Annotated in this window: 16 protein-coding genes; 4 read left to right on the forward strand and 12 right to left on the reverse strand. The window is 72.1% G+C overall.

Annotation, left to right across the window (positions count from 1 at the left end; genetic code table 11):
- Nucleotides 1-65: 65 nt before the first annotated feature.
- On the reverse strand, nucleotides 66-2,180 hold the full coding sequence (locus DEJ18_RS09160) for an oxidoreductase (RefSeq protein WP_258376956.1): 2,115 nt from the start codon (nucleotides 2,178-2,180) through the stop codon (nucleotides 66-68).
- Nucleotides 2,181-2,272: 92 nt separating this feature from the next.
- Between DEJ18_RS09160 and DEJ18_RS09165 the strand changes: the two genes are divergently transcribed.
- Complete coding sequence (locus tag DEJ18_RS09165; protein ID WP_111082463.1) at nucleotides 2,273-3,403, forward strand: glutamate--cysteine ligase; 1,131 nt, start codon at nucleotides 2,273-2,275, stop codon at nucleotides 3,401-3,403.
- A 63-nt stretch (nucleotides 3,404-3,466) separates the two neighbouring features.
- On the opposite strand, the gene ffh is transcribed toward DEJ18_RS09165, so the two are convergent.
- The 3 genes from ffh to ftsY form a co-directional block, all read right to left on the reverse strand.
- On the reverse strand, nucleotides 3,467-5,020 hold the full coding sequence (gene ffh / locus DEJ18_RS09170) for a signal recognition particle protein (RefSeq protein ID WP_111210826.1): 1,554 nt from the start codon (nucleotides 5,018-5,020) through the stop codon (nucleotides 3,467-3,469).
- 166 nt (nucleotides 5,021-5,186) lie between these two features.
- Nucleotides 5,187-5,354, reverse strand: coding sequence for a hypothetical protein (locus DEJ18_RS09175; RefSeq protein WP_181434222.1), 168 nt, complete (start codon nucleotides 5,352-5,354; stop codon nucleotides 5,187-5,189).
- Between the two features lie 132 nt (nucleotides 5,355-5,486).
- Nucleotides 5,487-6,356, reverse strand: a complete 870-nt coding sequence (gene ftsY / locus DEJ18_RS09180; RefSeq protein ID WP_111210827.1) for a signal recognition particle-docking protein FtsY — start codon at nucleotides 6,354-6,356, stop codon at nucleotides 5,487-5,489.
- Nucleotides 6,357-6,620: 264 nt separating this feature from the next.
- Here ftsY and DEJ18_RS09185 point away from each other — a divergent pair, with 264 nt between their 5' ends.
- Nucleotides 6,621-7,649 carry a TerC family protein gene (locus DEJ18_RS09185; protein ID WP_111082460.1) on the forward strand — a complete coding sequence of 343 codons (1,029 nt, stop codon included), beginning with the start codon at nucleotides 6,621-6,623 and terminating at the stop codon, nucleotides 7,647-7,649.
- A gap of 84 nt (nucleotides 7,650-7,733) precedes the next feature.
- Here the strand turns inward: DEJ18_RS09185 and DEJ18_RS09190 are convergent, their stop codons facing one another.
- The 7 genes from DEJ18_RS09190 to DEJ18_RS09220 all read right to left on the reverse strand — a co-directional run bounded on the left by DEJ18_RS09190 (nucleotide 7,734) and on the right by DEJ18_RS09220 (nucleotide 16,901).
- A complete protein-coding gene (locus tag DEJ18_RS09190; RefSeq protein WP_111210828.1) occupies nucleotides 7,734-11,525 on the reverse strand; it encodes a chromosome segregation SMC family protein in 3,792 nt (1,263 codons plus the stop codon).
- A gap of 30 nt (nucleotides 11,526-11,555) precedes the next feature.
- Nucleotides 11,556-12,521 (reverse strand): bifunctional DNA-formamidopyrimidine glycosylase/DNA-(apurinic or apyrimidinic site) lyase, encoded by a 966-nt coding sequence (gene mutM / locus DEJ18_RS09195; protein WP_111210829.1) that lies wholly within the window; start codon nucleotides 12,519-12,521, stop codon nucleotides 11,556-11,558.
- Nucleotides 12,522-12,525: 4 nt separating this feature from the next.
- Nucleotides 12,526-13,257 (reverse strand): ribonuclease III, encoded by a 732-nt coding sequence (gene rnc / locus DEJ18_RS09200; protein WP_111210830.1) that lies wholly within the window; start codon nucleotides 13,255-13,257, stop codon nucleotides 12,526-12,528.
- Between the two features lie 13 nt (nucleotides 13,258-13,270).
- The gene (gene rpmF, locus DEJ18_RS09205) at nucleotides 13,271-13,474 is read right to left on the reverse strand and encodes a 50S ribosomal protein L32 (RefSeq protein WP_022905230.1); all 204 of its coding nucleotides are present in this window, start codon (nucleotides 13,472-13,474) and stop codon (nucleotides 13,271-13,273) included.
- 47 nt (nucleotides 13,475-13,521) lie between these two features.
- Nucleotides 13,522-14,100 (reverse strand): YceD family protein, encoded by a 579-nt coding sequence (locus DEJ18_RS09210; RefSeq protein ID WP_258376957.1) that lies wholly within the window; start codon nucleotides 14,098-14,100, stop codon nucleotides 13,522-13,524.
- An 82-nt stretch (nucleotides 14,101-14,182) separates the two neighbouring features.
- Entirely contained in the window at nucleotides 14,183-14,671 is a 489-nt protein-coding gene (gene coaD, locus DEJ18_RS09215) for a pantetheine-phosphate adenylyltransferase (protein WP_111210832.1), read from the reverse strand.
- Nucleotides 14,672-14,699: 28 nt separating this feature from the next.
- Nucleotides 14,700-16,901, reverse strand: a complete 2,202-nt coding sequence (locus DEJ18_RS09220) for an ATP-dependent DNA helicase RecG (protein WP_111210870.1) — start codon at nucleotides 16,899-16,901, stop codon at nucleotides 14,700-14,702.
- A gap of 180 nt (nucleotides 16,902-17,081) precedes the next feature.
- On the opposite strand from DEJ18_RS09220, the gene DEJ18_RS09225 reads away from it, so the two are divergent.
- Complete coding sequence (locus DEJ18_RS09225) at nucleotides 17,082-17,645, forward strand: RsmD family RNA methyltransferase (RefSeq protein ID WP_111210871.1); 564 nt, start codon at nucleotides 17,082-17,084, stop codon at nucleotides 17,643-17,645.
- A gap of 167 nt (nucleotides 17,646-17,812) precedes the next feature.
- Here DEJ18_RS09225 and thiL read toward each other — a convergent pair whose 3' ends face one another.
- Complete coding sequence (thiL, locus tag DEJ18_RS09230; RefSeq protein WP_111210872.1) at nucleotides 17,813-18,859, reverse strand: thiamine-phosphate kinase; 1,047 nt, start codon at nucleotides 18,857-18,859, stop codon at nucleotides 17,813-17,815.
- 75 nt (nucleotides 18,860-18,934) lie between these two features.
- Here thiL and DEJ18_RS09235 point away from each other — a divergent pair, with 75 nt between their 5' ends.
- Nucleotides 18,935-19,417, forward strand: coding sequence for a DUF3515 family protein (locus tag DEJ18_RS09235; RefSeq protein ID WP_111210833.1), 483 nt, complete (start codon nucleotides 18,935-18,937; stop codon nucleotides 19,415-19,417).
- The last annotated feature ends 39 nt before the right edge of the window (nucleotides 19,418-19,456 follow it).

The following is a 19,456-nucleotide window of genomic DNA, read 5'->3' on the forward strand; positions in this document are numbered from 1 at the left end:
TGCAGATTCCCGATCGGGAAGCGAGCCGTGACGCGCGGCGCGCCCGCAGGTCACCACCGCGGGGGTCAGGGCGCCAGCGTGCGGACCGCCTCCAGGGCCTCACTCGTGGCGCGGACGGCGTCGACGCCACGGGCGTCCCGAGCGCCGCCGACGACCGCGAACGGCACGTCGGCCGACCGGAGGCCCGCGACCAGGTCGTCCCGCGCCTCCTGTCCGGCGCAGAGCACGACCACGTCCGCGGGCACGGCGACCTCGGTGCCCGACTCGTCGCGGATCCACACCGCTCCCGGCTCGATCCGCAGGTACTCCTGCACGCCGCCGACCATCCGCACCCCGGCGTCGCGGAGCCGGCCGAGCGCCACCCACCGCGAGGTGAGCCCGACACCCTGCGCGAACTTGCCGTTCCGCCGGAGCACCGTGACCTGGTGTCCGGGGCGGGTCGTCCGGTGCACCGTCGCCTGGCGTTGCGGCAGGTCCCCGACCAGCGCGTCGGACACCGGTACGTCCCAGCGGGCGGCGAACTCCGCTGCACGGACGGCCTCGTCGGGTGACTCGGTGAGGAACGCGGCGGTGTCGACACCGATCCCCCCACCGCCGATGACCGCGACGCTGCCCTCCGGCGCTCCGTCCCGGAGCGCCTGCTCGTAGGTGAGGACGTGCGGCAGGTCGGCACCGGGCAGGGGCACCTCCCGCGGCAGCACGCCGGACGCGAGCACCACGGCGTCGCTGTCGGCCAGGTCCTCGACCCGTGCCGCGCGTCCGAGGTGCACGGTCGCGCCGCGCTCCGCCAGCTCCGCGCGCGCCGCCTGCACCGGACCCGCGTAGTCCTCCTTGCCGGGGACGGCCGCCGCGAGACCGAACTGCCCGCCGAGCACGTCCGAGGCCTCCCAGAGCCGGACGTCGTGCCCACGTCGGGCTGCGTCGACCGCTGCCGCCAGTCCCGCCGGTCCCCCACCCACGACGTCCACGCGCTTCGGCCGAGCGGTCGGCCGGAGCGGGAACAGCAGCTCCCGTGCGGCACGGGGGTTGACGAGGCACGACACCGGGGCGCCGACCACCGACCGGTCGAGACACGCCTGGTTGCAGCCGATGCAGGTGTTCACGAGGTCGAAGCGGCCGGCGAGGGACCGTTCGACGATCCCGGCGTCGGCGAGGAACGGTCGGGCCAGCGCGACGGCGTCGATCCGGCCGTCGGCGAGCACGGCCTCACCGTCGCGGAGGTCCGTCATGCGGTTCGAGGCGATCACCCGGACGTGCGGGTGATCGGAGGCGCGCACGACGTCCGCGATCCGGACCGCCTGGTCGATCCACGCGCCGTGCGGCACCGCGGCCTGGATGGTCGGGGTGCGCGACTCGTGCCAGCCGATGCCGACGGAGATCGCGTCGAGCCCGAGCGGCAGCAGTTCGAGGACGAGGGCGTCGACGTCCTCGTCGGTCGACGACCCCGGCATGAGGTCCGCACCGGACAGCCGGATGGTGACCGCGAGGTCCGGCACGGCGGCTCGGACCGCGCGCACCACCTCGACCGCGAAGCGACGGCGCTTCTCCGGGGTCCCGCCCCACTCGTCGTCGCGCAGGTTCGTCAGCGGCGACTGGAACTGGTTGACGAGGTACCCCTCCGACGCCATGATCTCGACGCCGTCGAAGCCGATGTCGGCGGCGGCCCTGGCCGCGGTGGCGAAGTCGTCGACGGTGCGCCGGACCTCGTCCGCGGTGAGTTCCTCCGGCACCACGCCGCGCGCGGCCGCCCAGGGCAGTGCGGACGGCGCGACCGCCCGCTGGGGTCGACCGTGCCGGTCCCGCAGCCCACCGACCAGGGCGTAGCGGCCCGCGTGGAACAACTGCGCGAGGACCGTGCCGCCCTCCTCGTGGACGGCCTCGACCGCCGTGCGGAACCGCTCGTCGGTGTCGCCGACACCGAACACCGCGAAGTCCGGACCACCCCGCGCCTCGTCGCTCACGGCGATCCCACCGGTGATGATGCACGCCGCTCCCCCCGCGGCACGCTCGCGGTAGAACGCGGCCATCGCGACCCCGCCGTCGTCGAGCACCTCGAGCCCGGTGTGCATCGACCCCATCACCACGCGGTTCGACAGGTGCAGGGGGCCGAGCGTCCAGGGCGAGGCGACGGTGCGGAGGTCGGCGGGCACGTCGGCAACAGGCGGAACGACAGCGGTCACGCAACGAAGACTAGGCGAACCGGCCGCGCGCCGGTGCGGGTGGACACGCCGGGGCTCCGTCGATCCCGCGGGTGGACGGGCAGGATGGGCCCATGGACATCCGGTTCTCCGAATCCGCTCCGTCGACGATCGGTGTCGAGTGGGAGCTGCCCCTCGTCGACCGTGCGACGGGTGACCTCGCTCCGCGGGCACCGGCCGTGCTCGCCGCGGTCCGGGAGCGACTCGGCGATGCGGACCGGGTGACCGAGGAGCTCCTCACGAACACCGTCGAGGTCGTCTCCGGCGTGCACCGCTCCGTCGGGAGCGCGACCCGCGAGCTGTCCGGCATCATCGGCGAGGTCATCGACGCCGCCGCACCGCTCGACGCGCAGGTGATGTGCTCCGGCACGCACCCGTTCGCCCTCTGGGACCAGCAGGAGATCACCCCGGACAGCGAGCACTACACGACCCTCATCGACCGGACCCGGTGGTGGGGCCGGCAGATGCTCATCTGGGGGGTCCACGTGCACGTCGGGATCGACGACCGCGACAAGGCCGTCCCGATCATGAACGCGATGCTCGGGCACGTGCCGCACCTGCAGGCGTTCACCGCCTCGAGCCCGTTCTGGGCCGGCACCGACACCGGCTACGCCTCGAACCGGGCGCTCATGTTCCAACAGCTCCCGACGGGCGGGCTCCCGCCACAGCTCGGCGCGTGGGCGAACTTCGAGGAGGTCGTCGGCGACCTCGTCCACACCGGTGTGATCGACGGTGTGAAGGACCTGCGGTGGGACATCCGCCCCTCACCGGGCTGGGGCACTCTGGAGAACCGCGTCTCGGACGGGATCTCGACGCTCGACGAGGTCGGCGCCGTCACCGCCCTCGTGCAGTGCCTGGTCACCGAGAGCTCGGACCGGCTCGACGCCGGCGAGACGCTGCAGGCGATGCAGCCCTGGTTCGTGCGCGAGAACAAGTGGCGCGCAGCCCGCTACGGCATGGAGGCCGAGATCATCACGAACGTCGCGGGCGACGAACGTCTCGTCACGGACGAGGTGCACGACCTCGTGACCCGACTCGATCCGGTCGCCGAACGCCTCGGCTGCCAGGACGAGCTGCACCACCTCGACACGATGATCGAGCGGGGCGCGTCCTACCAGCGCCAGCTCGCGGTGGCACGGGAGAACGGCGGGGACCTCCGCGCGGTGGTCCAGCACCTGGTGACGGAGCTCAGCGACTCGCTCTGACCTGCGGCGACGGACGGGAGGCCCGGTACCAGCTGGTACCGGGCCTCCCGTCCGTCGGTCGCGTCAGCGGCCGAGGAACTTCTGCAGCGACGCGAGTTCTTCCTCGGTCGGCGCCTTCCCGTTCTTCCCTGCTCCGGCACCGAGACCGAGACCGGCGCCCTTCGGAGCCTGCTGTGGCGCTGCGGCGGCGCCAGCGGCCAGGGCCGCGCGCTTGGCGGGGTTGCCGACCTTCTTCTTCTTGGTCTGCGGCTGCTGCTTCTTGCCACCGTGCATGCCCGGGATCGGCCCCATGCCCGGCATCTGGGGCACACCACCGCGTGCGACCGTCTTCATCATCTTCGCGGCCTGCTCGAACCGGTTGACGAGGGCGTTGACCTCGGTCACGGTCGAACCGGCACCGCGCGCGATGCGGAGGCGACGGGAACCGTTGAGCAGCTTCGGCAGTTCGCGCTCCTGCGGCGTCATCGACTGGATGATCGCCTCGGTGCGGATGATCTCGCGCTCGTCGAAGTTGTCGAGCGCCTCGCGCATGCCCTTCGCGCCGGGGAGCATGCCGAGCATGCCCTTGATCGAACCGGCCTTGCGCAACTGCTGCATCTGCTGCAGGAAGTCGTTCAGCGTGAAGTTGTCGGTCGCGATCTTGTCGGCGACCTTGCGGGCCTCTTCCTCGTCGAACGCGCCCTGCGCCTGCTCGATGAGGGAGAGGATGTCGCCGAGGTCGAGGATGCGGCTCGCCATGCGGTCCGGGTGGAACGGCTCGAAGTCGTCGAGCGACTCGCCCGTCGAGGCGAACATGATCGGGCGTCCGGTGACCGAGGCGACGGACAGCGCCGCACCACCGCGGGCGTCACCGTCGAGCTTCGAGAGCACGACGCCGGTGAAGTCGACGCCTTCCTGGAAGGCACGCGCGGTGTTCACGGCGTCCTGACCGATCATCGCGTCGATGACGAACAGGACCTCGTCCGGGTCGACGGCCTTGCGGATGTTCGCGGCCTGCTTCATCAGCTCGGCGTCCACACCGAGTCGACCGGCGGTGTCCACGATGACGGTGTCGTACTGCTGGTCGACCGCGGCCTTGATGGCGTTCTTGGCGACCTTGACCGGGTCGCCGACGCCGTTGCCGGGCTCGGGGGCGAACACGTGCACGCCGGCCTGCTCGCCGACGACCTGCAGCTGCTGCACCGCGTTGGGACGCTGGAGGTCCGCCGCGACGAGCATCGGGGTGTGGCCGTCCTTCTTGAGCCACTTGCCGAGCTTGCCCGCGAGGGTCGTCTTGCCGGCGCCCTGCAGGCCGGCGAGCATGATGACCGTCGGGGGTCGCTTGGCGAACTCGAGCCGGCGCTGCTGCCCGCCCAGGATCCCGACGAGCTCCTCGTTGACGATCTGGACGACCTGCTGCGCCGGGTTGAGCGCCTTGTTGACCTCGTCGGAGAGGGCGCGCTCGCGCACCGCGGCGGTGAACGACTTCACCACCTCGAGCGCGACGTCCGCATCGAGCAGCGCCCGCCGGATCTCGCGGACGGTGCCGTCCACGTCGGACGGGGTCAGCCGTCCCTTGCTCCGCAGTTTGCGGAAGGTCTCGGTGAGCCGATCGGAGAGTGAACCGAATTGCGCCATGATCCGACCATCCTACCGTCCACGGTCGTCGGCCCGGGAGGCGCGGCAGGGAGCGAGATCGGGGAACGTCTCCGTGGGCCGCCAGGAGGTCTGGCCGCCATGACGACGAACGGGAGGCCCGCCACCAACTGGTGACGGGCCTCCCGTTCGTCGTCCGGTCCGGTCGTCAGACTCCCGAACCACCGCCGCGCACGCGGCGGAGGATCCAACCGACGACGGCGAGCACGATGAGCACGATGCCGATGAAGAGCAGCGCCTTGAGCGCGGCGCTGACGATGCCGGTCACGAGCAGGACGATCCCGACGATGATGGCGATGATGAGCAGTGCGGGCATGGTGGGGTCCTCTCCCGGTCGATCAGGGTCGCCCGGGACGGTACACGTCGGGCGGCGCTCATGCCCGCCGACCCGGTTCGTCGCATGTCGTCGGTGCGGTCTGGCCCGCCTGCGTGGACCTCCGACCAGCGGTCACCCGACGAGGTTCTGGACGAAGACGTGCGGCGTGAACCCGGTGAGGTCGTTGATGCCCTCGCCCTGCCCGATGAGCTTGATCGGGATGCCGGTCTTCTCCTGCACGCTGAGCACGAAGCCGGCCTTGGCGGAGCCGTCGAGCTTCGTGATGACGAGTCCGGTGACTCCGGCTCCCTCGATGAACGCCTGCGCCTGCGCGAGTCCGTTCTGCCCGGTCGTCGCATCGAGCACGAGCAGGACCTCGGCGATCTCGGTCTGCTTCTCGACGACGCGCTTGATCTTGCCGAGCTCGTCCATCAGCCCGGCCTTGGTGTGGAGTCGGCCGGCGGTGTCGATGACGACGATCTCGGTGCCCTCGCGCATGGCCCGTTCGACGGTCTGGTACGCGACCGACGCCGGGTCCTGTCCGGGCTGGGCGGGACGGACCACGTCGACGCCGGCGCGCTGGGCCCAGGTCGCGACCTGCTCCACCGCTGCCGCGCGGAACGTGTCCGCCGCGCCGACCAGGACGGTGCGGTCGTAGGTGCGGAGGAACTTGGCGAACTTGCCGATGGTGGTGGTCTTGCCGACGCCGTTCACGCCGACGACGAGGACGACCGCCGGACGGTTGCTGAGCTTCAGGGTCGTGTCGAGCTTCGACAGCCGCTCCTCGAGCACCTCGCGCAGCATGCGGTTGAGGTCGGCGGGGTCCGTCGTGTCGTACCGGGCGACGCGGGCACGGAGGTCCTCGATGATCTCCTCGGAGATGTCGGGCCCGAAGTCAGCGCCGATCAGCGCGGTCTCGAGGTCCTCCCACGTCGTCTCGTCGATGGTCTTCCGCTGGAAGAGACCCCGGAGCCGGGAGGACAGTGACCAACTACTCGCCATGTTCCCAGCTTACGGGTGACCGAGTGGGCGGGACCTTCGCTAGAGTCGGAGTCGCGAAGGGGAGTATTCCCTCTCGGCGACCCCGTCAGTACGGCCCGGAACGACCCGGACCCGGGGCGTCGGTCGCGGCCCCGATCAGCAGCACCGGACGGGACCGCGGCGGAAGAGACCTTCAGGCTCTGGCGTACCCGTTTTCCGTCCACCTCGCGGTGTGGCGGGATCCGTCGACTGACGGTGCGGTACGCCCCTGACCTGGAGACTCCAGTGGACGTTCCCCTGTACGTATGGCTCATCACGATCGCCGGCATCCTCGCCCTGCTCGTGTTCGACTTCTTCTCGCACGTGCGCACCCCGCACGTGCCGCACATCCGTGAATCGGCCTTCTGGTCGGTCGTCTACATCGCCCTCGCGATCCTGTTCGGTGTCGGCGTCTGGGTGTTCGGCGGCGGACAGGCCGGTGGCGAGTACTTCGCCGGCTGGCTGACGGAGAAGGCGTTGTCCGTCGACAACCTCTTCGTCTTCCTCATCATCATGACGACCTTCGCGGTGCCGAAGGAGTACCAGCAGAAGGTCCTGCTGGTCGGCGTCGCGATCGCCCTCATCGCCCGAGGCATCTTCATCGCCCTCGGCGTCACGATCATCGAGAACTTCTCGTGGGTCTTCTACCTGTTCGGGCTCCTGCTGTTCTGGCTCGCCTGGTCGCAGGCACGTGGTGGTGACGAGCACGGCGCGGAAGAGGGCGACTCGAAGCTCATCCGCCTGCTCCGCCGCATCATCCCGACCTCGGAGCACTACGACGGCGACCGCATGACCACGCGGGTGAACGGCAAGCGCCTCTTCACCCCGATGCTGCTCGTCATGGTCTCCATCGGCCTGACGGACGTGCTGTTCGCGCTCGACTCGATCCCCGCGATCTTCGGCCTCACGCAGGACGCCTTCATCGTGTTCACCGCGAACGCGTTCTCGCTGCTCGGTCTGCGCCAGCTGTACTTCCTCATCGCCGGACTGCTCGAACGACTCATCTACCTGGGTCAGGGGCTGGCCGTCATCCTCGGCTTCATCGGGGTGAAGCTCGTCTTCCACGCACTGCACGTCAACGAGGTCCCGTTCATCAACGGCGGTGAGCACGTCGAGTGGGCGCCGGAGATCCCGATCTGGTTCTCGCTCGGGTTCATCCTGCTGACGATCACCGTCGCGACGGTGGCCAGCCTGGTCGTGTCGAAGCGCCGGCAGGAGCGCGGACTCACCCCGACGGGCGAGAAGCCGTCAGAGGTCCAGGCGGACGCGAAGTAAGCGTCCCCACGCATCACGACGGGAGGCCCGGTACCAGCTGGTACCGGGCCTCCCGTCGCGTCCGGGTGCGGTCGCGACCGGCCGCTACGCCACCGCGGGTTCAGCCGTCGGGTCCGCAGCCGGCTCGGGCCGCTGCACCCGCTGCCCGACGACCGCCGAGACGCCGTCCTGCCGCATCGACACCCCGTAGAGCGCGTCCGCGATCTCCATCGTCCGTTTCTGGTGCGTGATGACGATGAGCTGCGACGATTCGCGCAGTCGGCCGAACACGGTCAGCAGCCGGCCGAGGTTGGCGTCGTCGAGCGCCGCCTCGACCTCGTCCATGATGTAGAACGGGCTCGGCCGCGCGGTGAAGATCGCCACGAGCAGGGCCACGGCAGCCAGGGACCGCTCACCGCCGGACAGCAGGGTCAGCCGGTCGATCTTCTTGCCCGCCGGCTTCACCTGCACGTCGATGCCGGTGGTGAGCAGGTCGTCGGGGTTCGTCAGCGCGATGGACCCCGAGCCGCCCGGGAACAGGATCGGGAACACGACGTCGAACGCCGCCTGCGTGTCCTCGAACGCCGAGGCGAAGATCGTCTGCATCTTGCCGTCGAGCTCCTCGATGATCGTCAGGAGGTCGGTCCGGGTCCGCTGCAGGTCGTCGAGCTGCTCCGAGAGGAACGCGTGCCGCTGCTCGAGCGCCTGGAACTCCTCGAGCGCCAGCGGGTTCACCTTGCCGAGCCGCCCGAGGTCGCGTTCGGCGTCGGCGAGGCGGCGCTCCTGTTCGGCTCGGACGTACGGCGTGGTCGGGACGCTGGCGGGATCGACGTCGGGCGCTTCGAACTCGGGCAGGGCGGGACCGCCGGGCAGGGTCGACTCGGCGTCGACGAGCGGGACGTCGGTGTCGTCCCCCACGTCCACGGCGGTCCCGGCGGACCCGTCCGAGTCCCCGTCGGTCTCGGGCTGCGCGTCCGCCGGGGCATCCGGATCCGTGACGGCGTCCGTGACGCGGCCCGCCTCAGCGGCCGCTCGTGCCGCCTCCCGGTGGCGGCGCGCGAGCACCCGGGGGTCGACGAGCACGTCGACCGGCACCGGGACGTCGGGGCCGTACTCGGCGACGAGCACCGCCTCGCCGAGTCCGAGTTCGCTCTGCGCCCGGTCGAGGACCCCCGACACGTGCAGACGCTTCTCGTAGATCTCCATCTCGAGCGAGTGCACGCCGTCGGTGATGGTCTGCAACCGGTCGCGGAGTTCACGCTCCTCGTTCCGGATGGTCTGGAGCTCCGTGTTGCGTCTCGAGCGCTCGGACTCCTCGGTCGCGAGCTGCACGCGCGCCTCGGCCAGCGACCGGTCGACGGCGGCCAGCACGACCGGCAGGTCGGCGAGCACCCCCTCGGCGGACGCGATCTGCCCTCGGCGGATGACGGCCGACCGTGCCGCTTCCTCGGCCGCCGCCCGCTCCGCCTCCAGCTGCCGCTCGAGCTGGTCGGCGCGACGCCGCTCGGCCCGGGCACGCTCCCTGGCGGTCTCGACCTGGATGCGGTGTTCGATCTCCGCGGCTCGCGCGGCGTCGACGGCCTCCTGCGCCGCCGGGCGGGCCGACGCATCGACGACCGGCTTCGGCCGATCCGAGAACGCCCCGAGTGCCGCCTCCGCCTCCGCCAGCGCCGCCTCGGTGGTCGCCGTCGCCCCGTCCGTCTCGGCCAGGGCAGCGCGCAGGCGTTCGACCTCGGCCGCGGTGTTCTCGGCCCGGGCACGCGCGGAAGCGCTCGTCCGGTCGTACTCCGCGGTCGCACGGGCGTGCGCGCGAGCAGCCCGGTCCGCCTCGTCCACCGCCCGTCGGGCCGCCTCGGCCGCGGCCCTGGCGGCCTGGAGGCGCGTGGCCGCGTCCTCCGCCTCGGTCACGACGGTCTCCCGTCGGGTCGCAGCCGCATCACGGTCGGCGACGAGCTCGATGCGGGACGTCGTGCGCTCCCCGCCGCCGGTCACCCGGGCAGCGCGGACGAGGTCACCGGACCGCGTCACGACGGTCGCCTCCGGGGCAGCCGCGAGCACCGCCTCCAGGTCGACGTGGTCGGTGTCCGCCACGAGCGTGTCGGACAGGATCGCGGTGAGTGCGGGCGGGCCGTCGACCAGGTCGAGCGCGCGGCGGACGGACGCCGGCAGGACGGCGGGGAGTCGGGAACCTCTCCCGGTGACGTCGGCGACCACCACGTCGATGCGGCCGAGGTCGGCCGTCCGCGCGTGCTCGACCGCGTCGAGTGCGACCGCCCGGTCCGCCGCGAGCACGGCGTCGGCGAGGCCGTCGAGTGCCGCCGCGACGGCGGCCTCGAAGCCCGACGTGACGGTGAGACGGTCCGCCAGTCGACCGACGACGCCGGCGTGGCCCGCGTCGATGAGCGCCTGCGAACCGTCGCGGACGTCGATCGACAGGGCGAGCGCGGCGATGCGGGCGTCCAGGGCGTCGCGTTCCCGCTCGAGCGTGTGCAGCCGGTCGCGGTGCGTGTCCCGGTCCGTCTGGGCCTGGTCGAGCTGCCCCGTGGCAGCGGCCAGCGTCGCCGCCAGGGCGGCCTCGTCGGTGTCGAGCGCCGGGTCACGTCCGAGGTCCTCGAGCGCCGACGCGGCCTGCTCGGCACGGGCGACCGCCTCGGCCAGGGCGCGCTCTCGGCGTTCCCGGTCCGCCGAGGCGGACGAGCGCCTCGACCGGGCCACCTCCACCGCACCGGCGAGCCGCTGGCCCTCGAGGTCGTGCTGCGCGACCAGGGCGGCCTGGGCCGCGATCTGCTCGTCGAGGGCGTCGAGCGCGGCACGGGCGGCCTGCACCCGTTCGCCGACGGCGGTCGTGCCGCCCTGCATCTCGCGGGCGCGGTCGTCGAGGCGGTCGGCCTCGGCCCGCGCGCCGGCCACCCGCTCGGGCGTGATCGTGGGGCCCTGCTGCGGGGCCTCGGCCTGCTGCGCCAGGAACATGAGGCGCTGGTTCGCGAGCATCGACAGGCTGCGCAAGCGCTCCTGCACGCTCTCGAGGCGGTGCACGACGGTGCGCGCCCGGTCGACGTCATCGCCGACCATGCTCTGCTCGACCTGCTGCTGCCGCTGCCTGGTCTGCTCGAGACGCTCCTGCAGGACGATCCGCTCTGACTTCCGACCCGTCTCGACCTCGAGGTGGTCGCGCAGTTCCCGGCGCAGACGCACGACGTCGTCGGCGAGCAGGCGGGCCTTCGCGTCACGGGCCACCGCGGCGACGGACTGCGCCTTGCGGGCGACCTCTGCCTGGCGGCCCAGCGGCTTCAGCTGACGCCGGATCTCCCCAGCCAGGTCGGACAGACGCGTCAGGTTGGTCTGCATCGCGTCGAGCTTGCGGAGCGTCTTCTCCTTGCGGCGACGGTGCTTGAGGATGCCCGCGGCCTCCTCGATGAAGCCGCGACGGTCCTCCGGGGTTGCGTGCAGGACCTTGTCCAGCTGCCCCTGACCGACGATGACGTGCATCTCACGGCCGAGGCCCGTGTCGCTCAGCAGCTCCTGGACGTCGAGCAGTCGGCAGTTCTCGCCGTTGATGGCGTACTCGCTGCCGCCGTTGCGGAACAGCGTGCGGGAGATCGTCACCTCGGCGTACTCGATCGGCAGCAGGCCGTCGGAGTTGTCGATCGTCAGCGTCACCTGCGCGCGACCGAGCGGGCCGCGGGTGGCGGTGCCGGCGAAGATGACGTCCTCCATCTTGCCGCCGCGGAGGGTCTTCGCGCCCTGCTCCCCCATCACCCAGGCCAGGGCGTCGACGACGTTCGACTTGCCGGAGCCGTTCGGACCGACGATGCACGTGACGCCGGGTTCGAACGCGAACGTCGTCGGCTGCGCGAAGGACTTGAACCCCTTGAGGGTCAGGCTCTTCAGGTACATGTGGTCTCCGGGTGCTCGGCTGGCGTCAGGCTAACGCCTGCGCTGCCGCGGAGCGGGCTGGCACACGGGGCAGCGGTGGCTCGACCGGTTCATCCAGGGCTCGCGCACGATCGGCGTGCCGCACCGCGGACACGGTTCACCCTGCCGCCCGTACACGGCCAGGCGCTGCGAGAAGTACCCGGACTGCCCGTTGACGTTGACGTACTGCGCGTCGAAGCTCGTCCCACCGTCCTCCAGCGCACGGCGGAGCACCGCCCGGACCTCGTCGAGGAGCAGGTGGAGCGTCGCCCGGGGCAGCCGGTCCGCCGGTCGGTCGAAGTGCAGACGCGCCGCCCACAGCGACTCGTCAGCGTAGATGTTCCCGATCCCGCTGATGACGCCCTGGTCGAGCAGCACGCGCTTGATGCCGCTGGCGCGCTTCCGCGCCGCCGCGATGAAGCGCTCGTCGTCGAACGCGGGGTCGAGCGGGTCCCGCGCGATGTGCGAGACCTGGAACGGGATCCGCCGACGCCAGGAGGCGTCCGGGTCGAGGGTGTCCACCGCGCCGGCGACGCCGGCGGGAGCGCCGTCGACCGTCGGCAGCATCCGGTCGATCGCCATCGACCCGAAGGTGCGCTGGTCGACGAACTCCAGCTGCACGGGGACCTCCGCGGCACCGTCGCGGTCCGTGCCCTGCGGCTGCACGTCCAGCACGATGCGACGGTGACGGGCCGCGGGCCGGTCGCGCCCGAGCAGGATCTGGCCGCTCATGCCGAGGTGGGCCACGAGGGCCTCGGGGCGCTCGGCGTCCGGGTCCAGCGGGAACCACATGAACTTGCCACGCCGGACGGCGGCGGCGATGGTCCGCCCGGTCAGGCGGGAGGCGAAGTCCTCGCCCGGGCCGTCGTGTCGGGTCAGCGCCCGTTCGTCGAGCACCTGGACGCCGAGGACCCGGGCGCCGGTGACGGCGGGTTCGAGGCCGGCACGGACGACCTCGACCTCGGGGAGTTCGGGCACCCGGTCAGCCCTCGGTGGTGCGTCCGGACAGTCGCGTCCAGGCGTCCAGCGCTGCGGACATCTCCGCGGTCTTCTTGCTCGTACCGGTGCCGGTGGCGACGTCCTCGCCCTGCAGCACGACCGTCGCGTGGAAGGTCTTGTCGTGGTCCGGGCCCTCTTCGGTGATCCGGTACGCCGGGTTGCCGAGGGCGAGCGCGGACGCGAGTTCCTGCAGGCTCGTCTTCGGGTCCATGGCGGCGCCGAACCGGGCGGGGTCGACCAGCAGCGGTGCGACGAGTCGCAGCACCAGGTCGGTGGCGGCGTCGGCCCCGGCCGACAGGTAGGTCGCACCGATCACGGCCTCGACGGTGTCCGCGAGGATCGAGGACTTGTCGCGACCACCGGTCTGCTCTTCACCCTTGCCCAGACGCAGGTACGCACCGAGCCCGATGTGCCGGCCGATCTCGGCGAGGGCGACCGTCGAGACGAGGCTCGCGCGGCGCTTGGCGAGCTCACCCTCGTCGAGTTCCGGGTAGTCGCGGAAGAGCTTGACCGTGACGGCCTGCCCGAGGATGGAGTCGCCGAGGAACTCGAGCCGCTCGTTGTGCCGGATCCCGCCGTGCTCGTACGCGTACGAGCGGTGGGTGAGGGCGAGCTGCAGGAGCTCCGGGTCCACCGGGACATCGAGGAGTTCGCGCAGACGAACGACGTCCGGCCCCACGGGGCGGGACCCCGCGGCGCCGGACGTCGCAGTCATGGGAGGAGTCCGATCAGACGTCGGCGACCTTGCGGCCCTTGTACTCCATGTACAGGGGCGTGCCGGCCGAGTCCTCGACGACCTTCGCGCGGTGCGGGAGGCTGTAGGTGACCTTGCCGTTCTCGATCGTCTTCACGAGCTGGACCGGTGCGGCCTTCCACTGCGATCGACGGGCGTGCGTGTTCGCACGGGACTGCTTGCGCTTTGGGACGGCCATGGTGGTTCTCTTTCGCTTGGTCGGTGGTCAGTCGTGGATGGTGGCGGTCACTCGGCCTGGTCGGCCTGCGTCCGCTCCTCGTCCACGGTGGTCTGGTGCGGGGTGCTGTCGTCGAACTGGATCCCGCTGAGCGCAGCCCACCGGGGGTCGGTGGCCGACGTCGTCGGTCGTTCGCCGACGTCCGCCAGACGCTCACCCGTCTCCGGGTCGAGTCCTGGGCAATCCGGTCGGCAGACCGGCTGGAACGGCAGCGACAGCACCACCGCGTCTCGGACGACCGGTTCACAATCCACGTGGTCGTCGTGAACCTGGTAGTCGAATTCCTCCGAGGCATCATACGCGAACAGTTCCGCGAATTCGACCTCGACGAGTTCACTGATGTCGATGAGGCAGCGCGAGCACTCCCCCGTCGCCTCGGCCCGGGCGGTGCCCGAGACGAGCACACCCTTGTGCAGGCCCTCGAGCTTGACGTCGAGGTGCATCTGGTCGCCCTCGCGCACGGCGATGAGACCGGCACCGAGGGTGCTCGGCACCGTGATGTCGAGCGACACCTCGCGCATGTCGCCCGGCCGGTGCGCGAGGTCACGCACACGCAGGGCGTAGGGGCTGTTCACGGAGGAAGACACGATCAACCAGCCTAGCGCGCCCGGGCCGACGAGTCGAGCACCCGACGCGTGTCGCGGACCGGTGTCGGTCCGCTGCCGGAGGTCAGCCCCGTCCGGCGAGCGCCCTGGCCACCGCATCGGTCACGTACGGCGTCACGTCGCCCCCCAGCGACGAGACCTGCCGGATGAGCGAGCTCGACACGTGCGCACGGGCAGCGTCCGGCAGGAGGAAGACCGTCTCGACCCCGGCCAGGTGCCGGTTCATGATCGCCATCGGCGTCTCGTACGCGACGTCCTCGCCCGACCGGACGCCCTTCACCAGGATCGTCGACCCGACCTGCCGGCAGTAGTCGACGAGGAGCCCCGCGGTCCACTCACCCACGACGATCCGTCCCGGGACGCCGAGCTCGGCGAGCGAGGCCTCGATGAGCCGGACGCGGTCGCCGGCGTCGAACAGTGCCCCCGTCTTCTCGGGGTTGTGCACGACCAGCACGTGGACCTCGTCGAACAGCTCCGCCGCGCGCGTGATCACGTCGAGGTGCCCCAGGGTCACGGGGTCGAACGAACCGGGCACCACGGCGATCTTCGTCATGCCGGCGACGATACCGGCCGGGTGCTGGTCAGTTCTTGCCGAGGAAGGCCGCGTCGGACTCGTCGAGGCGACGCGCGAGGGCGTCGCGGAGGGCCGGGCTGCCGCTCAGGTCCGGGTCGTGCTCGAGGACGCGCTCGGCCTCAGCACGTGCGTCGACGATGAGGTCGGCGTGCTGCACGACCCGCAGCAGGGTGAGCGAGGACCGGCCGCCGGACTGCCGCTCGCCGAGCACGTCCCCCTCGCGCCGGAGCTCGAGGTCGACCCGGGCCAGTTCGAAGCCGTCGTCGGACGCGGCGACGGCGTCCACGCGCTCGCGTGACACCGTCTCGGCCTCGGCGGAGGTGACGAGCAGGCAGACGCCGGCGTACTGTCCGCGGCCGATGCGCCCGCGGAGCTGGTGCAGCTGCGACACCCCGAACCGGTCCGCGTCGAGCACCGCCATCATCGAGGCGTTCGGCACGTCGACGCCGACCTCGATCACCGTCGTGGCGACGAGCACGTCGACCACGCCGTCGGCGAAGGACGTCATCACGCGGTCCTTCTCCTCCGCGGTCATGCGCCCGTGCAGGACCTCGATCCGTCGACCCTCCAGCACGGGCATCGTCCGCATCCGTTCGGCGGTCGCGAGGACGGTCGCCGGCTTCCGGGCCGGCGCGCCCTCGGTCTCGGTGCCGTCGGCGGCAGGACCGGGCGTGCCGTCGTCCTCGCCGTGGGTGTCGTCGATCGCGGGGCAGACCACGAACGCCTGACGGCCGGCGGACAGCTCCTCGGCCATCCGGGTCCAGATGCGGTGCTCCCACCCCGGGTGCTCGGCCAGTCCGACCGTGAAGGTCTCGACCCCGGCGCGGCCGGACGGCATGCCCTGGATCGTCGACACGTCGAGGTCGCCGAACACCGTCATGGCGACCGTTCGCGGGATCGGCGTCGCGGTGAGCACCAGGACGTGCGGGGGTGTCGCCCCCTTCGTCCGCAGGGCCTCGCGCTGCTCGACGCCGAAACGGTGCTGCTCGTCCACGACCACCAGGCCGAGTTCGGCGAAGTCCACCCGGTCGCCGAGCAGCGCGTGCGTGCCGACGACGAGGCGGGAGCCGCCGGAGGCCGCGGCGAGGAGCGCACGCCGCCGCTCGTCGGTGGACTGTGAGCCGGTGAGGATCACCGGGCGGAGTTCGGCGGCCAGGTCGGGCCCGAGGAACTTCACGATCGAGCGCAGGTGCTGCGCCGCCAGGACCTCGGTCGGGGCGATCAGCGCGGATTGTCCGCCCGACTCCGCCACGGTGAGCATCGCCCGGATGGCGACGAGGGTCTTGCCGGAACCGACCTCGCCCTGCACGAGCCGGTGCATCGGCCACGTGCCCGCCATGTCGTGGGCGATCTCGGCCCCGACGGCTCGCTGGTCGTCCGTCAGGGTGAACGGGAGGCTGGCGTCGAAGCGTTCGAGGATCCCTCCTGGTGAGGCCGTCCGCGCCACGGACGCCGTCGCGCGGGCCGCCATCCGGCGCTGCACCAGTGCGGTCTGCAGGACGAACGCCTCGCGGTAGCGCAGGGCGTCCTGTGCCCGCTTGAAGTCGGAGACCTTGTCCGGTCGGTGGAGCAGTTCGAGCGCGCGGCGGAACGGCACGAGGTCGAGCCGGGTCCGCACGGACGCCGGGATCGGGTCCGGGACGTCCGGCAGGGTGTCGAGGACGACCCCCATGGCCTTCGCGATCTGCCAGGACGACAGCGAGGCCGTGGCCGGGTAGATCGGGATGGGCTGGCGGGACCACCGGATCGCCTCGTCCGAGCCGGGGTTCGCGGTGGCCCGCGGGTCGTCACGGTCGAACAGCTCGTAGTCCGGGTGCGCGAGCTGGCGGGCTCCTCGGTAGTCACCGACCTTGCCGGCGAAGATCCCCCTGGCGCCCGGCACGAGGTCCTTCGTCCGCCAGCCCTGGTTGAAGAAGGTCAGGGTCAGCAGGCCCGTGCCGTCGCCGATCTTGGCCTCGAGGATGGAACCGCGCCGCGCCCGCATGGTGCGCTCGCGGACCTCGACCACCTCGGCGACGATCGTGACGGGCTCCCCGATCGCGAGTGAGTCCAGCGCGGTCAGTGCCCCGCGTTCGGCGTACCGACGCGGGGCGTGCTCGAGGAACTCACCGACCGTGCGGTGTCCGAAGGCCTTCTCGATCGCCTTGGCCGTCCGACCGCCGAGGACGTTCGCCAACCGCACGTCGAGCGGCGCCGGACCCCACTGCACCGGGTCCGTGCCGACCGGGGGCGTCGTGCCGTCGGCAGGCGTGTCGGAGGGCGTCGGAGCGGCATCGGTGCTGGAGGTGGCCACACGGCAACGGTACCCGGCACGACCGACCCGTCACGGGCCTCCCGTGCGCCTGTGGACGACTCCGGTGACGGTGCCCCGGCCCGCTACGGTGGCTGCATGACCCGCATCATCGCCGGCGCAGCCGGCTCCACGACGCTCCGGGTGCCGAAGTCCGGCACCCGGCCGACGAGCGACCGTGTGCGCGAAGCGCTCTTCTCGTCGCTCGAGTCGCGCGGGCTGATCGACGACACCTCGGTGGCCGACCTGTACGCAGGGACCGGGGCACTCGGGCTCGAAGCCGCCTCGCGGGGCGCGGTCGAGGTGTCCCTGGTGGACCGTGCCGCCCCGGCCGCAGCCGCCTGCCGCGAGAACGCCCGCGCGGTGCAGAAGCGCGCTCCCGGGGTCCGCATCGACGTGCACGCGCAGCCCGCGCTGGGCTACCTGCGCAGCACGGCCAAGACGTTCGACCTCGTGTTCATCGACCCGCCGTACGAGGTCGCCGAGTCCGAGATCACCGACGTCCTCGACGCCCTCGTGTCCCGCCTCACGCCCGACGCCGTCGTGGTCGTCGAGCGCGGCACCCGGTCCCCGGAGCCCACCTGGCCCGCCGGGCTGACGCGGTTCAGCAAGCGCTCCTGGGGCGACACGGTGGCGTGGGAGGCCGTCGCCGACGCCGTCTGAGGCGCGGGACGCCCGGACCGGACGCCACCGGACGGGCGCCGCGGACCGGACACCGTGTGACGGACGCCGGGCCGACGGGTCGCGACGGCCCTCAGGTCAGCAGCCGGTCCTCCGGTCAGCAGCCGGTCGTTCCGGTCATCACCCGGTCGTTCCGGCTGCCGCGCACCTCATCCGGCAGCGCCGTCCCAGTCGGCGTACGGGTCCCACCCGGTGGTCGACACGGGGACACCGCCGCGCACGAGGTCGACGGACGTGCGGCCGAGGTCCCCCGAGCCGTCCGACCACCGGTCGCGCACCACGCCGATGCGGCGGAACCCGCCCGGGAGGCGCGCGTCGGCCGGGAACGTGGCCAACAGTCCGTGGTCCTCGCCGCCGTGCAACGCGACCGCGTCGAGTGGTGCCCCGTCCGCCGTGGCGGCGGCGTCGCCGTCGATCTCGAGGGTCACCCCGCTCGCCCGGGCGAGCCGCCCTGCGTCGATCGCCAGCCCGTCGGAGAGGTCGAGCATGGCGGTCGCACCGGCGGCAGCAGCCAGCGGACCGTCGGCGATCGGCGGGACCGGGCGACGTTGGCGCGCGACGTCCGGGTCGGCGTCCGCCCCGCTCTCCCGCACCCGCTCGGCGTCGGGCTCGCCCGACGGGTCGACGCCGTCGCGGAACAACCGCGCCAGGCCACGAGCCGCCGGACCGAGTTCGCCGGACACGGCGAGGACGTCACCGACCTGCGCGCCGGACCGGACGACGGGTGCGCGGCCGTCGAGGTCACCGAACGCGGTGACGGTCAGCGAGAACGTCGCCGACGTGGAGAGGTCGCCACCGACGACGCCGCACCCCGGAGCGAGGGCGTCGACCGCGAGACGGAGACCGTCGGCCACCCCCTCGAGCACCGCGACCGGCGTCTCGCGCGGTGCGGCGATCGCCACGACGAGCCCCGAGGGCACAGCGCCCATCGCGGCGACGTCCGACAGGTTCGTCACGGCGGCCTTCCACCCGACGTCCTCGGGCGAGGACCACGCCCACCGGAAGTCCGGGCCGTGCACCATCATGTCGGTCGTCACGACGAAACGACCGTCGGGGGCGGCGACGACGGCACAGTCGTCCCCGGGCCCCAACAGCGGGGAGCCGGCGGGCAGGCGCCCGGTGACGCGCTCGAGCACCGCGAGTTCGCCGAGTTCCCCGACCGTGGGCGCACCGGCCTCGGGGACTCCACCGTCCACGCGGTGCTCGTGCTCGTGCTCGTGCTCGTGCTCGTCGTGCGTCGCGTCCACACGAGAACGGTAGCCTGGACGCCGATGGACACCGCGCGCCGACCACCCCGCATCATCGCGACCGTGCTCGCTGCGGCCGCCGTCGTGGCGGGTCTGACCGGGTGCACCAACGCGGTCCGGATGCAGCCCGCCCCGTCGGCGAACGCGGCTGCGTGCGCGAGCGCCCAGGTCCGCCTGCCCGCCGTCGTCAACGACACACTCGCGCTCCGCGAGACCTCGGCGCAGTCCACGGCGGCATGGGGGTCGCCCTCGGCAGTGCTCTACCACTGCGGTGTCGCCGTGCCCACCGTCTCTGACCTGCCGTGCTTCTCGCAGGGGTCGGTCGACTGGATCCGGGACGACCGCGGGCAGCAGGTCGTCTACACGACGTTCGGCCGCTCCCCCGCGGTCCAGGTCGTCATCGACACCACGCGGGCGACGAGTGACGCGTTGCAGGACCTCGGGGACGCGGTGTCACGGCTGCCGCAGGACGGCCACCGGTGCCTCGACCCACAGGACGTCGACTGACGCCGAGCCGGGGACTCGCCCCAGCGCCACCAGTGACGG

The organism is Curtobacterium sp. MCSS17_015 (genome assembly GCF_003234265.2).
Classification (GTDB): domain Bacteria; phylum Actinomycetota; class Actinomycetes; order Actinomycetales; family Microbacteriaceae; genus Curtobacterium.

Bases quoted from the DNA above. Each gene is read 5' to 3' on its own strand.
- DEJ18_RS09190 (WP_111210828.1), bottom strand. From the start codon at position 11,525: ATGTACCTGAAGAGCCTGACCCTCAAGGGGTTCAAGTCCTTCGCGCAG.
- rpmF (WP_022905230.1), bottom strand. From the start codon at position 13,474: ATGGCCGTCCCAAAGCGCAAGCAGTCCCGTGCGAACACGCACGCCCGT.
- DEJ18_RS09225 (WP_111210871.1), top strand. From the start codon at position 17,082: ATGACCCGCATCATCGCCGGCGCAGCCGGCTCCACGACGCTCCGGGTG.
- rnc (WP_111210830.1), bottom strand. From the start codon at position 13,257: ATGACTGCGACGTCCGGCGCCGCGGGGTCCCGCCCCGTGGGGCCGGAC.
- ffh (WP_111210826.1), bottom strand. From the start codon at position 5,020: ATGGCGCAATTCGGTTCACTCTCCGATCGGCTCACCGAGACCTTCCGC.
- DEJ18_RS09175 (WP_181434222.1), bottom strand. From the start codon at position 5,354: ATGCCCGCACTGCTCATCATCGCCATCATCGTCGGGATCGTCCTGCTC.
- DEJ18_RS09235 (WP_111210833.1), top strand. From the start codon at position 18,935: ATGGACACCGCGCGCCGACCACCCCGCATCATCGCGACCGTGCTCGCT.
- ftsY (WP_111210827.1), bottom strand. From the start codon at position 6,356: ATGGCGAGTAGTTGGTCACTGTCCTCCCGGCTCCGGGGTCTCTTCCAG.
- coaD (WP_111210832.1), bottom strand. From the start codon at position 14,671: ATGACGAAGATCGCCGTGGTGCCCGGTTCGTTCGACCCCGTGACCCTG.
- DEJ18_RS09165 (WP_111082463.1), top strand. From the start codon at position 2,273: ATGGACATCCGGTTCTCCGAATCCGCTCCGTCGACGATCGGTGTCGAG.